The sequence below is a fragment of the Shewanella sp. 8A genome, from assembly GCF_023475945.1.
In the GTDB taxonomy this organism is placed as follows: domain Bacteria; phylum Pseudomonadota; class Gammaproteobacteria; order Enterobacterales; family Shewanellaceae; genus Shewanella; species Shewanella xiamenensis.
In genome coordinates this window covers 1-21,480 of sequence record NZ_JAMDJP010000032.1, presented here as the reverse complement: position 1 = coordinate 21,480, position 21,480 = coordinate 1, and the positions used below count along the sequence as shown (strand labels likewise).

The window sequence follows — 21,480 nt, the reverse complement described above, 5'->3', positions numbered from 1 at the left end:
CCTGGGTTAACAATTTGTACTTTAATATTGCTAGCACGTAAAAGTATTGGTATTACTATAATACTAAAATATCAAAAAACAATAGAGGAAGTATGAAAAAGGCATTTTCTAGTATTTGTGTGAGTGCTTGTTTGGCATTGATCACCACGGCAAGTACAGCGGCAATTGCTGCGAACCCTTTGTTTACGGATGTATTTACCGCCGATCCTGCCGCTATAGTGCACCAAGATACTGTCTATCTTTATACTGGCCATGATGTTGCAAAGGACAATCGTACCTTCTTTGAAATGCATGACTGGCTGGTTTTTAGCTCTAAGGATATGCATAACTGGACGGCCCACGGTAGCAAGTTATCGGTGAAGGATTTCAGCTGGGCAAAAGGAGATGCATGGGCCAGCCATGTGATCGAAAAAGAAGGTAAGTTTTACTGGTATGTCACGGTAAGACACAACAAAATCAATGGTTTTGCCATAGGTGTCGCGGTTGCAGATAGTCCACTCGGCCCTTTCAAGGATGCCCGCGGCAGCGCCCTTATCACCAATGATATGACCACAGATACTGAGATTGATTGGGATGATATCGATCCTGCTGTTTTTATCGATGATGACAAGCAAGCCTATCTGTTTTGGGGCAACACTAAGCCAAGATTTGCCAAGTTAAAACCCAATATGATTGAACTCGATGGCCCGATCCATGCTATTGATGTTCCTAACTTTACCGAAGCACTTTGGGTACATAAAAAAGATAAAACCTATTATCTTTCATACGCTTCAGGCTTCCCTGAAAAAATTGCCTATGCCACCAGTGATAGCATTCTGGGCCCCTGGAAGTACCACGGCATCTTAAATGAAGTGGCGGGCAACTCGCCGACAAACCATCAAGCAATCATTGAATTTAAAGGTAAATCCTACTTTATCTATCATACCGGCGCCTCGCAGAATGGTGGCGGTGAGTTTAGACGTTCAGTCGCAATTGACCCGCTGCATTACAATGCCGATGGCACCCTACAGCGTATTCATATGACAAGCGAAGGCATCAACGAGCCGCAGTAATCCTATTTTTTACTCGCTCTAAAGTAAAAAAGGTGAACCTAAGTTCACCTTTTTTATTTGCAGTAAAGCGGCGTTAAAAATTTAAGCAAGCCGTTATTTACGCACGATATTTTTATGCACTGTATCTTGAGACGTCGAGAGTAATTTATTCATCTCGGCTTTCGCGCCTTCACTGTCCCCTGCGGCAATCGCAGTATAAATGGCCTTATGGCCTGGGAGTGATTGGATAAAGTCATCCTGAATTGTGCTACTGAGTCTAAAGATTTCGAGCAGTGCAGATTGAATCGACACGCCGAGAGACACCATAAACTCGTTATTGGTCGCATCTAAAATCGCCATGTGGAAATCGATATCCGAGGTATACACTTCATCCGTACCTAATTCGGCCGCTTCCATCTTGGCATAAGCAGCCGCAATCACCTCAAGCTGCTCTGGGGTGCGTTTCTTGGCAGCCAATTCCGCCGCAGCAGGTTCAAATACGGCACGAATTTCATAGAGCGAAGTATAAAACTCGGGTGAAGGTTTCGATTGGGAAAACCAGTTTAAGATCACCGGATCAAACATATTCCAGTGGCGACGCTCACGAATTCGAGTGCCAAGCTTAGGGCGAGACTCGATAAGCCCTTTTGCTGTGAGCACCTTAAAGGCTTCCCTTAAGGAGGTGCGTGATACTTCCAGCTCTTCACAGATAGCATTTTCGTTAGGGATATATTCACCTGGCGCATAAAAGCCGCCCACAATGCGAGAACCTAATTCGCTTGCCACCCAGTTATGGATATTCTGCGGACGGTTATTTGCCTGATTTGCCATAGTGCCCTCTTTAACTCTCTATCTCTGTGCTCAATCCAATCAGCTGGATAAGGTACTTAACGCTGATAAACAAATGTTATGATACTACCTTTCATGATAAAGGTAATAAAAATTTTGTTAACGCTAAGAATTTATGGGAATTTCCTTAAACTCATTGTCCCTACCTTACCCCAAACTTTTACATTGTAAAGCCTAATTTTGCGTTTTAGCCAGTGATTGGACAAGCTCGCAACGGCTATTGAGCGCCTAGGAAATAGTCATTTTCAATCTGTAATTCAGCATGCACATCGACCACAAACATCCCCGCCGCTTCGGCGGCTTGGATACCCGCCTTCGCATCTTCAAATACGATACAGCGCTCTGGCGCTATGCCCATCAACTCGGCGCAGCGTAAAAAAGTATCAGGCGCAGGTTTGGGTGACGCGACTTGGTCAGCCCCCACCACATAATCGACTAATTCCAACAATCCACACAGGGTTAAGATTTGAATTGCTTCCTCTGTGTAGGCGCCTGTGCCGACCGCCATTGGGCGTTTGCCCTGATTCTGCTTGGCAAATTCGGCTAATGCCGTCGGTTTGACATATAAATGCATAGTGTCGCGCACTAGAGCTTCTTTATACTCGTTCATGGCTTCGCAACTGGCCGTTGGTGTGACGCCAAAATGGGCGATCAGAATCTCTAAGGAGCCAATAGTAGGCACGCCAGCTAACGAGCGCATTAGTGTAGGCTCCACGGGGATCCCAAAGTGATTCAAGGTTTGTCGCCATGCCTGTTCATGCAACTGACCGCTGTCTACTAAGGTGCCATCCATATCGAAGATAATGCCGTCAAATTCTGTATACATCTGTGTTAACCCTATGAAATGAATGGTTCCAGAAAAATGAAAGCCGCCCGAAGGCGGCTTTGTTCCTGCGCAAGAATTATAACCCTCTTGCTAAACCGTAATAAACGGAATTTTGGCGAAGTTCATTCTTAAACTCGCGGATCTTAGTGTCGGCATCGATGATAACCAGTTCAGCGCCGGCCATTTCGGCAAAGTCGACAATCTGATCTGTGGTGATGGCTTGACTATAGGCCGAGTGGTGAGCGCCACCGGCGTGGATCCAGGCTGCGGCGGCAACCGCTAAATTCGGACGAGGCTCCCACAGCGCAGACGCGACAGGCAGATTTGGCAGATCCTGTGGTGGTGTCACTGTATCTAATTCATTGAGAATGATACGGAAACGGTTACCTAAATCGATTGTCGATACATTGATTGCAGGGCCCGCTTTACCAGTGAATAACAGACGTGGCACGTCACAACGCACACCAATGGTATGGCGGTGAACTTCTAAACGCGGTTTTGCCGCAGCAATCGAGGGGCACACTTCTAACATGTGGGCGCCGAGAACTTGATCTGTCTCGCCAAAGTTATAGGTGTAGTCTTCCATAAATGAAGTTCCACCGGCACGGCCTTGGCCCATGACCTTCATAATGCGCACCATGGCAGCCGTTTTCCAGTCACCTTCGCCGCCGTAACCGAAACCGTTCGCCATCAGACGTTGGGTAGCCAGTCCCGGTAATCCTGTCATACCAGTCAGGTTTTCGAAGCAGTTGGTAAAGGCACCAAATTGACCTTGGGTTAAGAATTGGGTTAAGCCGAGTTCAATCTTGGCTTCTTTTCTTAAACGGTCTAATTGGTATTCATCACCAAAAAGTTCGTTACCCACTTGGTATTCGCTGGCGTAACGGTCGAGCTGTGCGGTTACATCGCCTTCGGCAATGGCTGCAATCGCTTCATTAAGTTCACCTAAGCTATAGGCGTGCACTTCGTAACCGAATTGAATTTGTGCGGCAACTTTGTCGCCTTCGGTCACGGCCACTTGACGCATGTTGTCGCCAAAGCGGGCGATACGCAGGTTTTGGCTCTCGTGCCAACCCGCTGCTGCGCGGCACCAATCATCGATTTGTGACTGTACATCGCTCGATTGCCAGTGACCCACAACCACTTTGCGCTCTTTACGCATACGAGTGCCGATAAAACCAAATTCGCGGCAACCGTGGGCACTTTGGTGGGTGTTCATATAGTTCATATTGATTTCGCTCCAAGGGAGCTCGGCATTGAACTGGGTATGTAAATGCATGAATGGCTTGCTTAATTCATTCAGGCCAGCAATCCACATCTTGGCGGGAGAGAAAGTGTGCATCCACAGAATGACGCCAACACAGTTTTCATCGCTGTTGGCCGCTTGGCATACGGCATGAATTTCCCGTGGAGATTTTACGGTTGGCTTATACACCACTTCTATCGAAATAGCGGAAGATTCATTAAAGCCATGAACAATTTGCTCACTGTTTTTAGCGACTTGCTCTAATACCTTCGGGCCGTATAAATCCTGTGACCCTGTGATAAACCACACTTGTTTTTGTTTGAAGGCTTTCATATTACTCTCTCTAGTTTGAAATGAGACCCGACTGGCAATTACTTGCTTTGGCCGTAATAAGCGTCTTTTCCATGCTTACGCAAATAATGCTTATCAATAAGCTCTTGTTTTAACTGACTGATACCTGGTGATAAGGTTTTGGTGAGATACGCCATCCGAGCGATTTCTTCGAGCAACACGGCGTGGTACACAGATTTAGCTGCATTCGCGCCCCAAGTGAACGGAGCATGCCCTGCCACTATCACCATGGGCGACTCGTTGGGATCTCGGTCGGCGAAACAATCGAGGATCTGCACGCCGGTTTCTTCTTCGTAGTCGCGGCTGATCTGATCATTGCGCATCACTGCTGTGCATGGAATTTCACCGTACACATAATCGGCCTGTGTCGTGCCTAAGCAGGGAATCGCGATCTGCGCCTGCGCCCACGCGGTGGCATAGGTTGAATGGGTATGGGTAATGCCACCAATACTCTGCCACTGACGATACAAATAGGTGTGCGTCTTGGTATCGGATGAAGGACGCATGCGCCCTTCGACGATTTGATTCTCAAGGTCAACAATCACAATGTCTTCAACCTTCAAATCTTCATAGGGCACGCCGCTGGGCTTGATACCAATCACGCCCAGTTGACGGTCAATTTGTGAAACGTTGCCAAAGGTGTAAGTCACCAGTTTGCGTTTCTCAAGCTCCATGTTGGCTTCGTAGACTTCGCGTTTTAGCTCTAAAAAAGACATCTTATTTTGCTCCATCAACATAGTGGCCAAGGGCTAAGTACGCTTGATAAAGCGCTTGATATTTCTGTGCGTTTTCAGGATTCGGTTGATAGGTTTTCGCAACGCTTGAGGCCATTGCGGCTTGGGCACTCAACACATCGGGATAAACCCCGGCTGCGGTTGCGGCATAAATGGCGGCGCCGAGGGCACAGCTTTGTTCGCTCTCGAGTACGTCGATATTGCAATTCCACACATCGGCGCAGGTTTGCATAATGAAGTCGGATTTTTTCGAGATCCCACCTATAGTGACCACATGGTCAATGCAAACGCCTTCTTGTTTGAAGCGCTCGATAATGGCCCGTGCGCCATAGGCGCTGGCTTCCACTAAGGCTTTGAAGACTTGCGGTGCTTGGCTGCCCATGGTTAAGCCTGTGATAGCCATGGCAACGGATTGATCAGCATCGGGCGTGCGACGTCCATTAATCCAATCCAGCGCGACAATACCCGTCTCGCCAACGGGGAGTTTCGCGGCCGCATTGCCCAGCACGGTTAAGGTTTCAGCCTCGAGTTGCTGAATAAGTTTGGCTCTGGTGTCGTCATCAAACAGCGCTGAAGTGTCGAGCTGTTGCATCGGCCATGCGGTGAGTTCCCTAAACCAAGCGTAGAGATCGCCAAAGGCGGACTGACCCGCTTCAAGGCCAATCATGCCGGGTAATACGGAACCATCGACCTGACCGCAAATCCCTTTGATACAACGCTCACCAATATCTTCATAACTGGCGACGGTAATGTCGCAGGTAGAGGTCCCCATCACCTTGGTTAATACGCCGGGCTTAACATTGGCCCCAACGGCGCCTGCGTGGCAGTCGAATGAGCCAAAAGACACGATAACCTCGGTCGATAGTCCTAAATGCTGCGCCCACTCTGGTGTTAGCAGGCCACAAACCGTGTCGGATGTGCAGGTTTCAAGGGGTAATTTGTCTCTTAAACCATCGAGTAAAGGGTCGATGCCAACGAAAAAGTCATTCGGTGGATAGCCATTCCATGACTCGTGCCACATCACTTTATGACCGGCGGCGCAGCGCCCAGCCTTAAAGACTTTTGGATGTGTGGTGCCCGTCATTAATGCGGTGATCCAATCACAGTGCTCGACCCAGCTATAGGCAGCTTGTCTGACTTCTGTGTCGTGGCGCAGTACGAATAGCGCTTTGGCCCAAAACCATTCGGAGGAGTAAATTCCCCCTTCATATTTCAGGTAATTTTCGTTTGCATTATTTGCCGCGGCGGTAATTTGCTGAGCTTCGAGGATGGCGCTGTGATCTTTCCAAAGCAAAAACATGGCATTGGGGTTATTCGCAAACTCTGGTTTTAAGGCTAAGGCAACGCCAGATTCGTCGACGGCAATGGGAGTTGAACCTGTGGTATCAACACTCAACCCGCAGACTCTTTGCGCGGCGCCACTGGGGGCTTTTGTCCATAATCCTTGCACTACCTCGATAAGACTTTCGATGTAATCGAGGGGATGTTGTCTAAATTGATTCTTCGCGGGCTCACAAAACAGCCCCTTCTTCCAACGTGGGTAGTACACCACATTGGTTGCTACTTCTGCGCCCGTTTGGGTATCCACCAATAACGCGCGTACTGAATCAGAGCCGTAATCAAGCCCTAACGCGTAAGCCCCTAAAACATTCGACATTTGCATCCCCATTCATTTTGTCTGCGCCCTATTCGGTTTACGCAGGTAGAGTGAATATCATTTCATACTACAATATTACTACGAGTTAATAGTAATACAATATGATTTTAGTTGTTGGGTGATAAAATTTTTAACATTAAGGCTGAGCATGTAACGATTAGGTGAGGAAGAGTGTGGAAAACTAAGCTGCGCTTAGCTTGACTCAAACGGTAAGAAGTCGAATAATGGCGCTAGGTTGCAGAGACACCTATCCGCAGAAGATGACATCACTCTGACTCATATCTCGATGTACGCATCACATGTATGACACAACAATTGATTAGGTTTGGCTTAGCGGAAATGCCAATAAAACTTAGGAGAATTGTTTGTGATACAACAAATTACCCCAGCACCACGCGCCTTAACTGAAGTCAAAATCCACGCTAAAAAGCGCCTTAAAGCCTGCCACGCTGGTGATGCAATGGCGCTGGATAAATTCGCCCCCTTGATGAATAAGCAAGGTTTTACGCAGCAGGATATTCAGCTTAAGCATTGCCAAAGCCTATTGGCTCGTGAAATCGGTTTTACTGATTTTAATCACTGCCAAAGAGTGTTATCTGGGCAAGCACACATCGGTGAAGACTTAGGTACCCTATTCCATAGCAGGCGCTGCGATACCTTGCTCAATCACTGGTTCAGCGGTTTTGATGAGGCACTGACTTTTTTAAAGCAATCACCGCAGATGGTGTTGTTGCCCTATAAAAAGCAGTTCTTGGTGGTCAACGGCGCCGACTATGTTGATGCTCTTGGACTCATATTGAGTGAACCCGCCTGCATCTACAGTACATGGGTGGGGAATGAAACGGTTCCTGCCTATGAAGCTTTTGCGCTAAGTCTTATCAGGCATAAGCTCACTTAGCCTAGCCTTACTTATCCTAAGCTGCTTTGCTATTTGAAAATCCTAGGGCGTGTTGACGTTTCATGGTTATTTTTGCAGCAATTAGGCTGGCTTTTATGCAAGGCAACGTCCGTGCAGTGTAGTTATTCTACATAAACGGACGATAACGCGGCAGAAAAGCCAGCCAAATGCTGCCCGAAGGGTTCGTCTGGCAAGCCCTTGCTCTTTGTCACTCGTCATTTGAGTAGAATAACTACACATCATTCCTCGTTTCGCGAGCACGAGCTTGCCAGAACGAACAAAATCTAATCCCGAAACGTCAACACGCCCTAGCTAATGGGAAATTAAATCTATTGCGAAAGAAAAAGGCCGCGTCAAATTCCATAAATAAAAAAATCCATCATTGTTGATGGATTTTCCGTGGGATCTCGCGGAGGAGCTGCGATTAGCATGAGGAATCCTAGGGTTCAACTCCCGAAATTCCAAAACAGAAAAGCTATCATTACTAATGGTTTATCTGTGGAATATTGCCAAGGAGCTGCGCTTAGAATTAGGAACCCTAGGGTTCAACTCCCGAAATTCCAAAAACAAAAAAGCCATCATTGCTGATGGCTTTTCCGTAGAATATGGCGGAGGAGCAGGGATTTGAACCCTGGGTGGGCTATAAACCCACGCCGGTTTTCAAGACCGGTGCATTAAACCACTCTGCCACCCCTCCGAACGATGCGCATAATATAAGTTAGTTTACTGACTGTAAAGCACTAACTGATAATTTTGCGCTAACTGCTCGTATTACATTCAATCTGCTTGATTTTGCTTCTTATCCACATTGATCCCAAGGCGAGCTGGATCCGGCGCAGTAAAGTGTTTGGCAAAATCGGCCCATGTTTGTTCAGTTTTTAACAGGTAACCCAAGATCACCACTAATGAACAGCTCAAAATGGCCCAACCTATGGCAACTTCTCCTGAGCTTGCCCAGAGCGCGACTAAGCTTGAGGCGCCAAATGCGATAGTGATTTGCAAAAAGTTCTGTAATCCTGCCGCTTTAGCCGCATTTTGGGTAAATTGTTGCAAGGCGCTGTTCACGACGATGGGATAAATCGCCCCGTTCGCCGCTGCAAGTATCGAGAACGAAATCAGCAGTGGGAAAATAGTTTCCATCTTCATTAATAAGGTGAAAAATACAATTGAGATAACACAGAGTCCAAACATTGCCAATAATACGTTGAGTGTACGGTCGGCACCAATACGTTTTATCAATAACTTACTCGCGTATCCGCCCACAATAAACATGATGGTTTGCGGAATAAAGCTAAGGCCAATTTCGGTTGCTTGATAGCCATGCTGCTCCATCACAATCGGCCATACCGTCAAGTAGGCAAAGAACGCACCTGAACACGCACCAAAAATCACTACGTTACCTAAATAACGGGTATTTTTCAAAATCTGCTTGTAGGAAACTGCGCTTGGCTTAGCATCCTGATGCGCTGCATGGCTCGGCACGAAGTATAAGGTCATCAGCACCAATAAAAAGGCAATCACACACAATGAGATAAAGATTGCACGCCATCCAAAATCGTTCAGAATATAAGCGCCAAGGATTGGGGCTAATGCGGGTGACAATGCCACTAACGGCATAATATTGCTGAAGATCCCCTGAGCTTTTTCGGCATCATACTGTTCGACCACAATCGCTTGCCAAATAACGCCAGCACTACAGGCGCCAATGGCTTGGAAGAATCGAGCGATATTCAACATCAGTATCGAGTCGCTATTGGCAATTGCAACACTGGACGCGGCAAAAATGCCAAGGCCGAAGATCAGGGCATAACGTTTGCCGAGTTTACTGACCAAAGGGCCATAAATCAGCTGCCCTAAGGCTAAACCAGCCAAGAAACAGGTGAGCGACATCGCCACTTGTGAAGGTGAAGAATTGAACGAACTTTCAATTGCTTTGAAAGCAGGTAAATACATGTCTGTGGCAATAAAGCCTAACATGCTTAACAAGGCTAAATAGAATAAGAATATAAAAAACTTCATATTTACAAAGATATTACTAGATGTTTTCATAAAATAATCATGTCAAAAGACTTAAGGCGTGCAGTCTAAATACTTGTTAATTTGATTGGAAACGTTTATTTTTGACAGATGCTATCAATTATTTTCATTGCAATGGATGTCAGCTATGCTCTCGGAACAAGCGTTAGAACTCATTGATATCGTGGCCCGGGTGGGGAGTTTTACGGCGGCAGCCAATCGACTGCACAAGGTCCCTTCAGCGGTCAGTTATGCCGTTAAGCAAATCGAAGAAGAACTTGGCGTAGTGTTATTTGAGCGCCACCACCGCAGCGTGACCTTAACCCCTGCGGGAGAGCATTTTGTTAAGCAAGCCAGAAACTTGCTGACTCAAATGGATGAGATGAAACGTGGCACTCAACGTGTGGCAAATGGTTGGCAACCCACACTGTCTATCGCCTTAGATAACATAGTCCGCGCGGACAGAATTAGCGTATTAATCGCCGACTTTTACCGTCATTTCCATGATATTGAGCTTATCATCCGCATCGAGGTCTTTAACGGGGTGTGGGAGGCGCTTGCGACCGGTCGAAGTGATATCGCCATTGGTGCAACCACCGCCATTCCCGTAGGTGGCGTATACCAATATAAAGACATGGGCGATATTCAATGGGCGTTTTTGGTGAGTAAAAACCATCCCTTAGCCAGTATTGACCGGCCATTGACCGATGATGAATTGCGTCCCTTCCCCTCTATTTGTTTGGAAGATACCTCGCGGGAAATTCCTAAGCGCATGACCTGGTTATTGGAGAATCAGCGCAGACTCGTGGTGCCGGATTGGATCCGCGCGATTAACTGTTTTAGAGAGGGCCTCGGCATTGGCTATATGCCAGTTCATTTGGCCAGCGTCTTTATCAAAGCTGGCGCCTTGGTCGAAAAACAGCTTGAAAATCCTAAGCTAACCAGCCCCTGCTGTCTGGCTTGGAATGCCGACAAAATGTCGCCTGCCCTCGCCTGGGTGCTGGATTATTTAGGCGATACCGATAAATTACACCGTGAATGGCTGGCGTAATATTGCCGTATGATCACAGGATTAAGCTTGTTTTAAAGTCTTTGTGTTGCACTGTTGTAACGAAATACGGCTGAATCATCAGACAACACAGAAAAATCAGCCTTTACAACTTGTTATTTGTGGCGTGAATCCTTTAAGCCAAGCGCTGTTTTAGTTACTATGCAAACAGGATTACTGGATTTGCGAGATTAATGGGAACTCTCGTGCCCGTTAAAAATCAAAATGATCAGTTTGGATTCAAAAGCTAATGGAGAAAGATATGACTCAGCAAACCCTGTACTCAACGAGTGCATCCACCTTAGAAGTGAATAAACTTCTTAAAAACACTTATCTGTTACTGGCCATGACCCTCGCCTTTTCTGCATTGTGTGCAGGCTTAGCGATGGCGCTCAACATCAGCCCACTGATGTCACTCGGTTTATCTATCGGTGGTTTAGTGCTGTTGTTTGTTACCCTACGCAAAGCTGACTCGGCTGCGGGCATCTTCTGGGTATTTGCCTTCACTGGTATGGAAGGCGCCTCATTAGGTTACATGCTTAACCACTACGCTGGCATGACCAATGGCTCTGAGCTTATCATGCAAGCTTTAGGATTAACCTCGGTTATCTTTATTGCGCTCTCGGCCTATGCAGTCACTACTAAGAAAGATTTCTCTTTCCTACGTGGTTTCCTGTTCGCCGGATTGATTGTGGTGATCGCCGCTGCACTGATTAACATTTTCGTGGGTAACAGTGTGGCCTTTATGGCGATTAACGCGGGTCTTGCGCTGTTAATGACCGGCTTTATCCTGTTCGACACTAGCCGTATCGTGAATGGTGGCGAGACTAACTATATCCGCGCCACTATCTCCTTGTATCTGGACTTTTTAAACCTATTCATCGCCATTTTGCATTTGCTTGGCATTGGTAACGATGATTAATGATTAATCCCCTTTTCGGGAAACTTACGCTAAAATGGCCCTACTTTTAGGGCCATTTTTTTTATGATGAGCAAATTTATTATCCAAGTAAACGGGCCAGCCTATGGCACGTCGGCAAGTGTGAATGCCCTACGTTTCACCCAAGCCTCCCTGCAAAGCGGACATGAGATTGTCTGTGTGTTTTTCTATCAGGATGGCGTGTATAACTCCACGGACTTTAACTTACCCGCATCCGATGAATATGATGTGGTTAAAGGCTGGAAACAACTGGCGGCCGAGCATCAAGTCTCGTTAGTGAACTGTGTTTCTGCGGCATTACGGCGCGGCATCGTCTCGCAGCAAGAGGCGCAGGAAAACGGGCTAAGCCACTGGAATGTGGAACGTTCTTTTATTATGGGTGGACTGGGAGAACTGGTCACGGGAATTGAATCAGCCGATCATTTGATCTGCTTTTAAGCTTCGGAAATGTTATGAAAAAAATCTGTATATTGTTCCGAAGCGCGCCCCATGGCACCACTAAAGGCCGCGAAGCCCTAGACTTTGCCCTGTTAAGCGCCAGTTTTGAGCAAGAAGTGAGTTTAGTGTTTGTCGATGAAGGCGTGCTTCATCTGCTTAAAGACCAACAACCCGAACTTATCGGTGGTAAAGATTACCTTGCAGCGTTAAAAGCGCTCCCGTTGTACGACATCGAATCGGTGTTTGCCTGCAAACAGTCCTTAGGTGACTACGGCTTAAGCCATGGTTTGCTGTCGATTCCGGTGACTATCTTAAACGATGAAGCGATTTCAGCTCACTTAAAAGCCGTCGATGAGGTCTTAGTATTCTAATGATTTTACATCATATTCAAACCTCGCCCAGCCGAGACAATGCCCTCAAACTTTGCCTGCGTTATGCATGTAAAGAGGATGCGATTTTACTCTCGAGTGATGGCGTAAATGCATTATTACTGCGCCAATGGGCCATGGCGCTATCCCCCTTTAAGGTGATGGTGCTGAAAGACGATGTCATCGCCCGCGGCTTAACGGAACGTCTTAATAACATTAGTCAAATTGATTACAACGAGTTTGTCACTCAAGCTCTACAGCACGATAAGGTGATCACGTGGTAAATCCGCTTATATTTAACGGCGTCGAAATTGAGCGCGACCATCAAGGCTATTTGAAGAATATCGCCGACTGGCACCCGGATATGGCGCCGCTGCTCGCTCATGAAGAACAAATTGAACTGACCAGTGCTCACTGGGAAGTGGTCAATTTTGTTCGGGATTTTTATCTGGAATATAAAACCAGCCCTGCGATTAGGGTGTTAGTTAAAGCCATTGGCCAAACCTTAGGCCCAGATAAAGGCAATTCCAAATACCTCTATACGCTGTTTCCCGTTGGCCCAGCTAAACAGGCGACAAAAATCGCAGGATTGCCTAAACCAGCTAAATGCATCTGATCACGAAAGGCATATAGCATATATGCCTTCAATCATTACCCCTTAAGTACCCGCTTTTTGTAGCCTTTGCTTGATATCGGCGTATCTACATTTTTCCAAACGTCCGAAGCCTTGGAGTTTGCGAGATTGCAAACGAGTCAAGATAGGTTGAGTCAGGCCTGCTAAAAACTGGCATTGGGTATCTAAGGACAAAGGTGCTAAGCCTTTGGCTTCTGCTGCGAGTTTTAACTCGTTTAAATCGGCACGAATTTGCGTATCATCAGGCCATATTGGCTCTTCAGAATAGGTCAATTTAGCCACATGGCCACGACAAACACTGCAATGACCACAGGATTGAGGTGCTGCATTATCGTCAAAATAGCGAGCTAAATTGTAATTTAAGCAAGTCGTTAGCTCAAAAAATCGTACTAACTGTGCAATGCGAGCAATTTCTTTTACTTCTTTATCAGCAAAGTATTGATAGAGCCGCTCTGCTCGGTTTTCCTGTAATAAACCTTTTTCATCGACTTGATAGACATCGGTGACTTGCTTTGCTTCTAATTCAATGAGTTGCTGACTCGCAAGATATTCTAACGCAGCCATTACTCGAGTCCGTTCAGCCCCCGTAGCCTGATACAGTGAAGAAAAATCCAAACTGCCCCAAATGCGCTTCATTTGAGTGTGGGCGAAAATATCGGTTAAAAATGCCTGCCGTTCGGGTGAAAACTGATGCAAAAATTGCTCTTGCGGCACAATAAAACGGTAACGAATATCGGCGTAATAGGCATAAAGTGGTTTGATGATGCCTTGCATTTCAAGCTGCACGAGTAACGTTTTCAGAGGGAGTTGTCTAATATTACTCACATTTGACAGTTGATGAAGTTGCAGTTCCCAACGTCCATTGTGGGTTTCTTCGCGAATGTTATTAATTACAGCCTTAATACTTGCCAGTTCAGGCGTATCGCCATAAACAAAGTTTTCGACAGTGTTGATCCCATCCAAATTGGCTAAAGTGACGCAATGGGAAAGTTGTCCATCACGCCCTGCGCGGCCAATTTCTTGGCAGTAATTTTCAATAGATTTTGGTAAGTCATAGTGGATCACAAAACGAATATTGCTTTTATCAATCCCCATTCCAAAGGCGATGGTCGCAACAACGATGTTGATATTGCCCTGCATAAAGTCCTGCTGAATTTGCTGGCGTTTCTCATCCTCAAACCCAGCATGATAGGCGCTTGCTTCAAATCCCATACGGCAAAGTTCAGCGGCCACCTCCTCTGCTGTATGCTGCAAAGTCACATAGACAATTCCTGCACCGATAACATGTTGTAACTGCTGTTGTAGTGCAGCCAACTTGTGTTGACTTGCTACAGGTAGTACTGTCAAGTCGAGGTTAGCACGATAAAAGCCTGTTTGAACAATGTGTTGTGGCTTAATATCAAAACGCGCCGCCATATCAAGCTTTACTTTACGTGTTGCAGTAGCAGTGAGTAACAGCACCAATGGAATCGCTAGTTCGCGCCGATAATCGGGGAGTTTTAAATAATCGGGGCGAAAATTATGTCCCCATTCTGAGATACAGTGTGCTTCATCAACAACTAGCATAGAGATCGGAATTGATTGAATAAATTGCCTAAATCGCTCATTTTTAAATCGCTCCACCGAAACCATTAGCAATTTTAACTCGCCTGAGCGAGCCTCACGCATTACCTGTTGAGTCATTTCTGGTGTTAAGGTCGAATCAATACTCGCCGCTTTAATGCCCTTCTGTTGTAAAAAACTTAATTGATCTTTAATCAAAGCCAACAATGGCGAAACCACTAAGGTTAAATGGGGAAGTTGTAGCGCGGTAAATTGATAGCAGAGCGATTTTCCTGAGCCAGTAGGAAAAATCGCCAGACTCGACTGACCAGCTAATAGCTGAGAGATAACCTCACCTTGACCCTGTCTAAATCCTGCAAAGCCAAATTGTTGCTGTAATAGTGGTATCAAGGTTGATACATCATCGGGTTGAGGTGCTGAATAAGACATTGAAAAATCCTTGTACCCTATCATATAGACAGGGTCTGCGACTGAAGAAATGCTGAGAACGATTAGACCTTGTCGCTATGACTTTCTGGCTAAATATAAATTGATAAATGCGGTGAGCTTATCGTTAAAGACCTCTTCAAATGTATCGAGATCTTGACCTAATGTATTGAAGTATAGGGAAACTTGAGAACGTGACAAATTTTTATGATCAACCGTGTATTCCATTTCTGGCATGGTTTTATCGTAACGAGGCACTAAGGTCCACGTCACTAAATCAACAGCAAAATGCTTCATGGCCTGCTGTGCTAAGGTACAAAAAGCTTCAATATGTTCGCGGCCATCTGGCCCGAGACAACCAGGTTCAACTCGGCAAAGTACTGATAGCTTTTTTGGCATATGATTTCCCTATGTCACAAACTTCTGCTAGAAGCATTGTCCAACGTTGTGCGATTAACGCCAGCGTCATCGCTAACTTCAGTTTAGTTTACGTCACTAAACCAAAAAGTCACGTATTGAAGATGGTAAACATAGCCGTTGGTTGATATGAACATTATTTAAAAGGTTTCTTCTTCATTTGCGGCAGAAACAGTAGCGGCATGTTCTGATAATAACGTATCAAGTGCTTGATCAAAACTATCTAAACGCTCAAGTTCCATATAACGCTTTAAGCGTAGAATAATATCCTTACTAACTTCGATGTGGGACTTTTTCTGACGCTTTTTTATCTGGGAAAGTTCTTTGCGAACCATGCGCCATCCTAAATCACTAAAATATTGATTCAGCATTCGATTCACTTGCTGTAATTGAACATCTACCGTTTGATTTTTCTTACGTAATTGAACCAGTATATTTATGTTAGCGATTAGCTCAGTATAACTTGCAGGTGAATGCATCAATAAGTTAAACCATCCAGCCTTTTCCCCAACCACATCAGGATGAACCATACGATAAATTAACGGTAAGGCAAATACTAATTCTGCTTTATCCAATAACCGTAATTTTCGCCCCGAGGTTGGTGCTTCTTGATGATATTCCCAAAAATAGGCTGTCGTCATTTATGCAAAACGTGTTGTTAACGGATAAGCCCATGATAACGATAAACACCATAAAATAAAAGAATGGTTACACCATTTTATCAATCGTTTTTGCTATAACCTTCTTCTCGCTTAAAAGCTGTACGGTTAAGGCTAAGGTTCATCTTGGTAATCATGGCTAATATTATGTTTTTACAAGACTAAATTTTAACCAGCTCAGCACCAACAATCATTCTGTCTTAAATTTAGTCAACATTAATAATCAATAAAATGGTGTAACCATATTTAAATATTTTAATTAATCCTTACTACTTTATGGCAAGCATTAAATATCAAATAGAGTGTTTTATCGCCAACACTAAGTTCAACACCATTTATGGAATAATATTTAAGCAATAATGTGAATCACGGTAAATGATGGTTGAATTTTCATATAAAAATAAATTTCACTCTATTTTGCCCTAGCCCTCTCTAAACTGTTTTATTTATAACCTATTTGTGCATTTTAACCTCATATAACTCGACTACCAGTGATAATGACGATTATCACTGGTAGTAATAGCAAAGATTTACGTATAATTGCGCCAGTTTTATCGGCAGTGAAAATCGCTCTAATGTCAAAAACGAATCGATTTTATCCAATAGATGTTAATCAGCAACCCGTAGGGGTAAATACTCATTTAACAAAAAAACTTACACAAGCTGATAATGCATTTTTTGAAGAAAGTGCACTTCCCCAATCTGTGCATAATGACTTTTATAATGCAGCAGCCGAAACTGAATTTGAAATATCCAGCAATACTCGCCGTGTATACCAAACGAGCTTCAGTCTATTTGCACAATATTGCTTAGAACACAGATTACAATCATTACCGACTGATCCCAGAAGCGTAATTTCTTTTATTGGTCATCAAAAAGAATTGCTAATGGCCGACACAGGGATGCAGCTTTCTAAGCAAACCTTAACCACACGGTTAGCCGCGATTCGTTACTATCACATACAAGCGGGTTTTCCGTCACCCACTGAGCACCCGCTGGTGCTCCGAGTCATGCGCGGTTTGAGTCGTAATCACAATCGCCGAGTGCAAGATTATGATCAACAACCGATAATGTACGATGAAGTAGAGTTACTGCTCCAAGCGGTTGAGCAACAACCTCATCCTCTGCTGCGTTCAAGGGATAAGGCTATTATTCAACTCGGTTTACAAGGAGGATTTCGCCGTTCTGAGTTAGCGAATTTGAAGGTGCAATATTTAAGTTTTATGCGGGATAAATTAAAAGTACGCCTGCCATTTTCTAAAAGTAATCAGCAAGGATTAAGAGAATGGAAAAATTTACCTGATTCTGAACCTTTCGCCGCTTTTCATGCAGTAAAAGCATGGTTACATGAAAGTCAGATTAGTGATGGGCATTTATTTCGCTCTATCTCTCGTGATGGAAAAACCTTAAGACCTTATCAAGTGAAAGATAATAACAAGTCCAATACCACATTTAACCGAAATAGTGGATTCTTAAATGGAGACGATATTTATCGAATTATTAAACAATATTGCGTAAAAGCAGGATTACCCGCTCAATACTACGGCGCACATAGTTTACGCAGCGGATGCGTAACACAACTACATGAAAACAATAAGGATACACTATATATCATGGCACGAACTGGTCATACGGATCCGCGTTCATTGCGCCATTATCTAAAACCGAAAGAAGATTAACCATTTTATTAGTCCATAATTCACAATACTGTATTTAAGATATTTTTAAGTTAAGTCTTGCAAATGTTTATGGTTAGTCATTGCAGTATTCCTGTAATATAAATGCCGTTTTGGTGTCATATAAGTACTTTAGGCTTAGTCACGAAATTAATTATCCGTACTAGCTGGAGTAAAATATGAGCAAGGCTACCTTTGATCCTACACGCTATAATAAAAGTAATAACGAACCTTTTAACCAAGTGTTGGATAAACATTTATCTCGTCGTAATTTTGTCAAAAGTGGATTAGGTCTTGGGGCAATGACCGCCTTTGCAGGTATGGGATTGACGGGATGTGGTTCTGGCAATTCCTCCTCCCCCACCCCAGTTGATCCCGTGCCACCAATACCACCTAGCAAAAGTAGCGCTAAGCTTAACTTTACCTCAGTCAAAGGCGCACGTTTAGATGCTGTAGTCGTACCTGAGGGGTATACCGCCCAAGTCCTTGCACCTTGGGGGACACCATTAAATTCTAAAGCTGCACCTTGGAAAGCGGATGGCAGTAATACCGCAGATGACCAAGCAAATGCTGTCGGTATGCACCATGACGGAATGCATTTTTTCCCACTGAATGACGCTGGTGATGATGGTTTATTGTGTATTAACCATGAATATATTGATGAAATAGCCCTACATCCCAATGGTCCAACGGTCGATGCAACAACGGGATTACGAACCATTGTCGATGAAGTTCGCAAGGAAATTAATGCCCATGGAGTGTCAGTGGTTAGAATCAAATTGACGAATAATCAATGGGAAGTAATTTATAACGATCGCCATAATCGCCGTTTTACCGGCGCGACAGTGATGGATATCGCCGGTCCTCTAGCTTATTCTTCACTGCTTGAAACCCGATACTCCCCCGATGGTAGCCAAGCTCGTGGTACTTTAAATAACTGTGGTAATGGTTATACCCCTTGGGGCACTTACCTCACATGTGAGGAAAATTGGCCTGAATATTTTGTTAACCGTGGCTCTCTCACTCCAGATCAAATTCGCATAGGGATCAGTAAAACCTCCAGTCGTTATGGCTGGGATGATCTTGCCGGCCAAGATGAAGAACGCCTTGATGAATTTAGCCGCTTTGATGTGACCCCAAAGGGAACGAGCGCTCAGGACGATTATCGCAATGAAGCCAATGGCCATGGCTATATCGTCGAAATAGATCCATACAATCCCACATCCCGCGCAATTAAGCGCACTGCCTTAGGGCGTTTTCGTCACGAAGGTTGTACTTTTGGTAAGTTGAGCGAAGGTAAACCCGTGGTATTTTATTCTGGTCATGATGCGCGTTTTGAGTACCTCTATAAATTCGTGTCGGCAGCACCTTGGGACCCACAAGATGCCAACAGCAGCAATCGCCTTGAAGTTGGCGATAAATATATGAATGAAGGCACATTATATGCGGCTAAGTTTAGTGAAAATGGCGTTGGTGTTTGGCTACCGTTGACCTTAGCTAGCCAAACGACTGATGGCAAAACCTTAGGTGACACCTTTGCTAGTCTGGCTGAGATTATTCTCAATACCGCTGGAGCAGCAGACTTACTGGGCGCGACACCGATGGATCGTCCAGAGTGGTGCGCAGTCGATCCTTTCACAGGTTCAGCCTATTTAACACTGACAAATAACTCGAAACGTACCGAAGCAAACCCCGCAAATCCAAGATTGAAAAATAACTTTGGACATATTATTCGTTGGGATGAAGCTGAGAAAGAGACTGAATTTACCTGGGATATTTTTGTCTTTGGCTCACCAAGTGATGGTAATGCCGAGACTAATTTATCTGGCTTAACAGATCTAAACCAGTTTGCCAGCCCAGATGGTCTTGCCTTTGATAAACGCGGGATCTTATGGGTACAAACCGATAATGGTGCTGAAGAAGTCGCCGAAGAAACGAACGATCAAATGCTGGCGATTGTCCCTTCGACGCTGCTTGATAGTGCCAATAAGCAAGCGAGTTTAACGAGCAATAACCAAATGGAGTTAAAACGCTTTTTTGTAGGTCCCAACGATTGTGAAGTCACAGGTTTTGCTATAAGCCCTGATTATACCTCGGTATTTGCCAACATCCAGCATCCGGGAAACTGGCCTTATTCAAACAACGCTGCTGAAGTCACGCCTACAGGTGTCGTGCTTCGCCCTCGCGCGGCCACTGTGGTGATCCGTAAACTCGATGGCAAAGAAGTCGCCGTTTAATTTATCGACTAAAGCATCAGATAAAGCACATCAATCCCCTCACTCGAGGGGATTTTCTGTAAATCACAACTCCAACGTCGCAGCGCGATAAGCCGCTTCAAAGGCATCGGTAAACTCGCTGATCGGTAGAATATCTTCACGGCAGCGACGGTTGCGCCCAAGTAAAGATGACTCGACAAACAGATCGAACCATGCGGTTAATGCTTTACCATTTGCCTCTTCACCCATCGCAGCCAATGCCAGTGAAGCAACTTCTGCCGTCCCCAATTGAAAATCGTGACTGCCCTTACGTAGTGCGTAAGTCGCTAACGTATTAGGATCAAAAGACAAGATAGGTAAATCTTGCAGATAAGCGCTTTTACGAAACATTTTAATGGCTTCTCGCCAACTGCCATCAAGCATAATCAGTAAAGGGCGTTTGCCGTTCGCCAGCGTAGCCATGGGTACTTGGCTTAATACGGTTTGGCCAGGGTTAGCATATTGGGCGGGAAACACTAAAAACGGCTGATAATGCTCATTGCTTAACAGTGCTAGCATCTCAGCTGCTGGCTCGGTGCGCGACCACAGAAACGCATAGGTATCAGGGATAAGATCCGCAATTAAGCGGCCACTATTGGTTGGCTTGATGACCTCGTCGTTATACATGATCAGCAGAAAGCTAGCCTGAGTGGTTAACTGCCTGCGCAGCGAACAAGTACAAAATTGCGCACCTAATAAACACAAAGGACAACGGATGAGTTTTTTGCCGCGAGCGCCAAAAGGCTTAGTCGAAATGGATTTGCGATATTCATATAAGCGATGTACAGCGTGTGGGGCAAGAGCCATAGCAACCAATTCTCAATCAAACTCGTTTTAAAAGGCAGTACACAAGGTGTGCCATTATGTCGCGGAGGCGCAGTGTATCCTTTGGCCGATAAAGGTGCAATTGTGGAAGAGTAATAAAGTCTCATACTCAGGCAACTCGCTTTGGGACATTAAAGCGCGTTAGATTTAATGCACTAAAGGTGAGTCATAGCATTATCAAACTTATGGCAACCTGATTAGATTCGTTGGCTGATATCCACTAACATAGGCTTGCCATGGTGTTCACTCACCGACACGCAGCAAGTCAATCCGTGGATGCTCGACCGCCCCGTCCATGTGGTGGACGGCCGTCTCGCTAATCACCATGGCTAGCCTTTTTAGCATTAGCGTAATCTGTAAGTTTTAAAGAAATACGAAACACGCTTTGGGACAAAAGCGTGTTAGATCCCCAACTCTAATTTTTGAGTTTCGGATTAAAAATTCTATGGGTTTAACTACCAAAGCAGCGGCGCGCGTTAGCGCGTCCAGCCCGCAGGGCGATGCTGCCTTTGCTTGTGTACGCCCAGCATGGGCATGAACTAATGAGGTGAAAGTCCTCTGTAGGAAGGTCACCGTTCAATAACATCCTGTTATTAAACGTTAACTACTAGCGAATGGCAAGG

Annotated in this window: 20 protein-coding genes and 1 tRNA gene; 10 read left to right on the top strand and 11 right to left on the bottom strand. The window is 45.1% G+C overall.

Annotated features, from left to right (window positions below):
• Positions 1-92 precede the first annotated feature (92 nt).
• Positions 93-1,052, top strand: coding sequence for a glycoside hydrolase family 43 protein (locus M0413_RS18730; RefSeq protein ID WP_249555248.1), 960 nt, complete (start codon positions 93-95; stop codon positions 1,050-1,052).
• Positions 1,053-1,145: 93 nt separating this feature from the next.
• On the opposite strand, the gene M0413_RS18725 is transcribed toward M0413_RS18730, so the two are convergent.
• From M0413_RS18725 to M0413_RS18705, 5 genes are all read right to left on the bottom strand, one after another.
• Entirely contained in the window at positions 1,146-1,862 is a 717-nt protein-coding gene (locus tag M0413_RS18725; RefSeq protein ID WP_037418975.1) for a FadR/GntR family transcriptional regulator, read from the bottom strand.
• A 235-nt stretch (positions 1,863-2,097) separates the two neighbouring features.
• A complete protein-coding gene (locus tag M0413_RS18720) occupies positions 2,098-2,706 on the bottom strand; it encodes an HAD family hydrolase (RefSeq protein ID WP_069454964.1) in 609 nt (202 codons plus the stop codon).
• 76 nt (positions 2,707-2,782) lie between these two features.
• Positions 2,783-4,285 carry an L-arabinose isomerase gene (araA, locus tag M0413_RS18715; RefSeq protein ID WP_249555247.1) on the bottom strand — a complete coding sequence of 501 codons (1,503 nt, stop codon included), beginning with the start codon at positions 4,283-4,285 and terminating at the stop codon, positions 2,783-2,785.
• A gap of 38 nt (positions 4,286-4,323) precedes the next feature.
• Positions 4,324-5,019, bottom strand: coding sequence for an L-ribulose-5-phosphate 4-epimerase (locus M0413_RS18710; protein ID WP_011626173.1), 696 nt, complete (start codon positions 5,017-5,019; stop codon positions 4,324-4,326).
• A 1-nt stretch (position 5,020) separates the two neighbouring features.
• Entirely contained in the window at positions 5,021-6,694 is a 1,674-nt protein-coding gene (locus M0413_RS18705; RefSeq protein ID WP_249555245.1) for a ribulokinase, read from the bottom strand.
• Positions 6,695-7,061: 367 nt separating this feature from the next.
• Between M0413_RS18705 and M0413_RS18700 the strand changes: the two genes are divergently transcribed.
• The gene (locus tag M0413_RS18700) at positions 7,062-7,592 is read left to right on the top strand and encodes a hypothetical protein (RefSeq protein WP_249555243.1); all 531 of its coding nucleotides are present in this window, start codon (positions 7,062-7,064) and stop codon (positions 7,590-7,592) included.
• Between the two features lie 606 nt (positions 7,593-8,198).
• Here M0413_RS18700 and M0413_RS18695 read toward each other — a convergent pair.
• Positions 8,199-8,289 (bottom strand) — tRNA-Ser (locus M0413_RS18695).
• 80 nt (positions 8,290-8,369) lie between these two features.
• Entirely contained in the window at positions 8,370-9,641 is a 1,272-nt protein-coding gene (gene punC, locus M0413_RS18690) for a purine nucleoside transporter PunC (protein ID WP_099458090.1), read from the bottom strand.
• Between the two features lie 115 nt (positions 9,642-9,756).
• Between punC and punR the strand changes: the two genes are divergently transcribed.
• From punR to M0413_RS18660, 6 genes are all read left to right on the top strand, one after another.
• Positions 9,757-10,659, top strand: coding sequence for a DNA-binding transcriptional activator PunR (gene punR, locus M0413_RS18685; RefSeq protein ID WP_039977075.1), 903 nt, complete (start codon positions 9,757-9,759; stop codon positions 10,657-10,659).
• 259 nt (positions 10,660-10,918) lie between these two features.
• Complete coding sequence (locus tag M0413_RS18680; protein ID WP_037418955.1) at positions 10,919-11,578, top strand: Bax inhibitor-1/YccA family protein; 660 nt, start codon at positions 10,919-10,921, stop codon at positions 11,576-11,578.
• A gap of 66 nt (positions 11,579-11,644) precedes the next feature.
• On the top strand, positions 11,645-12,034 hold the full coding sequence (gene tusD, locus M0413_RS18675; RefSeq protein ID WP_186295897.1) for a sulfurtransferase complex subunit TusD: 390 nt from the start codon (positions 11,645-11,647) through the stop codon (positions 12,032-12,034).
• A gap of 14 nt (positions 12,035-12,048) precedes the next feature.
• A complete protein-coding gene (tusC, locus tag M0413_RS18670) occupies positions 12,049-12,405 on the top strand; it encodes a sulfurtransferase complex subunit TusC (protein WP_011622737.1) in 357 nt (118 codons plus the stop codon).
• Positions 12,405-12,686 carry a sulfurtransferase complex subunit TusB gene (gene tusB, locus M0413_RS18665; RefSeq protein ID WP_037418953.1) on the top strand — a complete coding sequence of 94 codons (282 nt, stop codon included), beginning with the start codon at positions 12,405-12,407 and terminating at the stop codon, positions 12,684-12,686. The genes tusC and tusB overlap by 1 nt, the downstream gene beginning before the upstream one ends.
• Positions 12,680-13,018, top strand: a complete 339-nt coding sequence (locus M0413_RS18660; RefSeq protein WP_037418950.1) for a TusE/DsrC/DsvC family sulfur relay protein — start codon at positions 12,680-12,682, stop codon at positions 13,016-13,018. Before tusB ends, M0413_RS18660 begins: the two co-directional genes overlap by 7 nt.
• A gap of 42 nt (positions 13,019-13,060) precedes the next feature.
• Here the strand turns inward: M0413_RS18660 and M0413_RS18655 are convergent, their stop codons facing one another.
• The 3 genes from M0413_RS18655 to M0413_RS18645 form a co-directional block, all read right to left on the bottom strand.
• Positions 13,061-15,028, bottom strand: coding sequence for a RecQ family ATP-dependent DNA helicase (locus M0413_RS18655; protein ID WP_249555241.1), 1,968 nt, complete (start codon positions 15,026-15,028; stop codon positions 13,061-13,063).
• 75 nt (positions 15,029-15,103) lie between these two features.
• Positions 15,104-15,424 (bottom strand): hypothetical protein, encoded by a 321-nt coding sequence (locus tag M0413_RS18650; RefSeq protein ID WP_172588399.1) that lies wholly within the window; start codon positions 15,422-15,424, stop codon positions 15,104-15,106.
• Positions 15,425-15,582: 158 nt separating this feature from the next.
• Positions 15,583-16,083 carry a hypothetical protein gene (locus tag M0413_RS18645; protein WP_037418942.1) on the bottom strand — a complete coding sequence of 167 codons (501 nt, stop codon included), beginning with the start codon at positions 16,081-16,083 and terminating at the stop codon, positions 15,583-15,585.
• 515 nt (positions 16,084-16,598) lie between these two features.
• On the opposite strand from M0413_RS18645, the gene M0413_RS18640 reads away from it, so the two are divergent.
• Both M0413_RS18640 and M0413_RS18635 read left to right on the top strand, forming a co-directional pair.
• On the top strand, positions 16,599-17,780 hold the full coding sequence (locus M0413_RS18640) for a tyrosine-type recombinase/integrase (protein WP_390901415.1): 1,182 nt from the start codon (positions 16,599-16,601) through the stop codon (positions 17,778-17,780).
• A 176-nt stretch (positions 17,781-17,956) separates the two neighbouring features.
• Positions 17,957-20,014: a PhoX family protein gene (locus M0413_RS18635; protein WP_249555239.1), complete on the top strand. Its 2,058-nt coding sequence runs from the start codon at positions 17,957-17,959 to the stop codon at positions 20,012-20,014.
• 63 nt (positions 20,015-20,077) lie between these two features.
• Here the strand turns inward: M0413_RS18635 and M0413_RS18630 are convergent, their stop codons facing one another.
• Positions 20,078-20,839, bottom strand: coding sequence for a tRNA-uridine aminocarboxypropyltransferase (locus M0413_RS18630; RefSeq protein WP_140907314.1), 762 nt, complete (start codon positions 20,837-20,839; stop codon positions 20,078-20,080).
• Between the last annotated feature and the right edge of the window lie 641 nt (positions 20,840-21,480).